Origin of the sequence: Phocaeicola sp. RTP21198st1_B8_RTP21198_201120, from assembly GCF_040929485.1 — a bacterium.
GTDB lineage: Bacteria > Bacteroidota > Bacteroidia > Bacteroidales > Bacteroidaceae > Phocaeicola > Phocaeicola dorei.
In genome coordinates this window covers 1-2,615 of sequence record NZ_JBCOCI010000190.1, presented here as the reverse complement: position 1 = coordinate 2,615, position 2,615 = coordinate 1, and the positions used below count along the sequence as shown (strand labels likewise).

General features: G+C 39.9%; 3 protein-coding genes and 1 pseudogene. 3 read left to right on the top strand and 1 reads right to left on the bottom strand.

The annotated features are described in order from the left end of the window. Nucleotides 1–1,004: O-acetylhomoserine aminocarboxypropyltransferase/cysteine synthase family protein (locus AB5935_RS24315; protein WP_368327688.1), on the bottom strand; the 1,004-nt coding region annotated here is incomplete at its 3' end. Nucleotides 1,005–1,182: 178 nt separating this feature from the next. On the opposite strand from AB5935_RS24315, the gene AB5935_RS24310 reads away from it, so the two are divergent. The 3 genes and pseudogenes from AB5935_RS24310 to AB5935_RS24300 form a co-directional block, all read left to right on the top strand. After that, complete coding sequence (locus tag AB5935_RS24310; protein WP_004299136.1) at nt 1,183–1,653, top strand: Lrp/AsnC family transcriptional regulator; 471 nt, start codon at nt 1,183–1,185, stop codon at nt 1,651–1,653. A gap of 71 nt (nt 1,654–1,724) precedes the next feature. Continuing rightward, a complete protein-coding gene (locus AB5935_RS24305; RefSeq protein WP_004306418.1) occupies nt 1,725–2,351 on the top strand; it encodes a CatB-related O-acetyltransferase in 627 nt (208 codons plus the stop codon). A gap of 13 nt (nt 2,352–2,364) precedes the next feature. Next, nucleotides 2,365–2,615 (top strand): annotated as a pseudogene (locus AB5935_RS24300) (GNAT family N-acetyltransferase); the annotation flags it as partial.

Below are 2,615 nucleotides of genomic sequence, written 5' to 3'. Positions count from 1 at the left end.
CGTTGATACAGTGCATGGTCAGGATGATTGGATAATGACGGATGGTTCACTTTCTTCACTTTCGGATGATTGTTTAAGAAATTCACTACCTTCAATGCATTTTCTACATGGCGTTCTACGCGCAAGGAAAGAGTTTCCAAGCCTTGCAACAGGATAAAAGCGTTGAATGGACTGATGGTGGCACCTGTGTCGCGCAGCAGAATAGCACGGATACGGATGGCATAGGCAGCCGGACCGGCTGCATCAACGAAGCGTACGCCATGATAGCATGGATCAGGTTCGGTTAGTTGTGGAAATTTGCCGGAAGCTACCCAGTCGAATTTGCCCGAATCTACAATGACTCCTCCTAATGACGAACCGTGTCCGCCAATGAATTTTGTTGCGGAATGTACTACGATATCTGCTCCGTGTTCGATAGGGCGGATTAAATACGGGGTACCAAATGTGTTGTCAATAATCAAAGGTATTTTGTGGCGGTGGGCTATTTCAGCTACTGCCTCTATATCAATGATATTTGAGTTCGGATTTCCCAATGTCTCGATAAATACGGCTTTCGTATTTTCCTGAATGGCTTTTTCAAAGTTCGATAAATCACTTGGATCAACGAATGTTGTTGTGATGCCATAACTGGGTAAGGTATGAGCCAGTAAGTTATAGCTTCCTCCATAAATAGTTTTGGCTGCCACAATATGGTCGCCTGCACGAGTGATGTTCTCGAAAGCATAAGTGATAGCAGCGGCACCCGAAGCAACTGCCAGCCCTGCTACTCCTCCTTCAAGAGCGGCTACGCGTTGTTCAAAAACTCCTTGAGTGGAGTTGGTCAGACGACCGTAGATGTTTCCCGGGTCCTGCAGGCCGAAACGTGCGGCTGCGTGAGCGGAGTTGTGAAATACATAAGAAGTAGTCTGATAAATAGGTACTGCACGGGCATCTGTTGCCGGATCTGCTTGTTCTTGTCCTACATGAACTTGTAAAGTCTCGAAATGTAAATTCTTTGTTGCCATAATCGTATATTTTTTAAGTTTAATATTCTTTCTTTATTTTCTTGCAAAGTTATTGGATGAAGATATATCGAACAATATATATCTGAAATATAGAAAATAATACTATTTTTGTGCCATTATATGGAATAATATAACTGTGCTATTCCTAGAAATCACCTTTTAGAAGAATATTTTTCTTATGGATACTTTTGATAAACTGGATAGAGTCGATTTGCAAATACTCCGTACTTTGCAAGAAAACGCCCGATTGACGACAAAAGAGTTGGCTGCACGGGTGAGCCTTTCTTCAACTCCTGTTTTTGAACGTCTTAAACGGTTGGAGAGTGGAGGATATATAAAGAAGTATATTGCCGTATTGGATGCGGAAAAGCTGAATCAGGGATTTGTCGTATTCTGCAGTGTGAAGCTTAGACGTCTGAACAGGGATATAGCAGCCGAGTTTACACGGATTATACAGGATATTCCTGAAGTAACCGAATGTTATAACATATCAGGAAGTTATGATTACCTGTTGAAGATTCATGCTCCCAATATGAAATACTATCAGGAGTTTATTCTGAATGTGTTGGGGACGATTGATAGCTTAGGATCACTGGAAAGCACGTTTGTAATGGCTGAAGTGAAGCATCAATATGGGATACATATTTAGTTCGTTGTGTGATAGTCTGAAATTTATCTTGTATATTTGCTATGTAATATAAATCCTCTTCTGCTGACACAATGAATTCAAAAACATATCCTCGCACCAATGATTTCCAGACTGTTTATCTGAATACAGTGATTAAGAATCCTGCCATTATGGTAGGTGATTATACAATATACAATGACTTTGTAAATGATCCTGTTCTTTTTGAGAAGAACAATGTATTATATCATTATCCGATTAATAAAGACCGATTGATAATTGGCAAATTCTGTTCCATTGCTTGTGGAGCCAAATTTCTTTTTAACAGCGCAAACCACACATTGGGTTCTTTATCCAATTATACGTTTCCTATCTTTTTTGAGGAATGGAATTTAGATAAAGGAGATGTAACTTCTGCTTGGGATAATAAAGGGGATATAGTAATAGGTAATGATGTCTGGATTGGATATGAAGCTGTTATCATGGCAGGAGTTCATATCGGAGATGGAGCGGTTATTGCGTCGCGGGCAGTGGTTACTAAAGATGTTCCTCCTTATACGATAGTAGGTGGGACACCAGCTAAAGAAATTCGGAAGCGTTTTGATGAGAATACGATTGTTCAATTGCAGAAATTGCAATGGTGGGATTGGAGTATTGAGAAGATATCCGAATGTATACCTTATATTACAGGTGGAAAGATTGAAGAACTGATAAAAAGATAAACAGTGTGTATATATGAAATTTACAATAGAGCCCGGAACTTCTGCTGATATAGATGAACTGGAAAAGCTGTATGATGAACTGAATGATTATCTGGCTGCTACGACTAATTATCCCGGGTGGATAAAAGGTGTTTATCCTGTTCGGGAAGATGCGGTTGCCGGTGTAAATGATGAAACGCTTTACGTAGCAAGATATGATGGAAGAATTGTCGGTTCAGTCATTTTAAATCATCAACCGGAAAAGGCTTATGAGAATGTCAAATC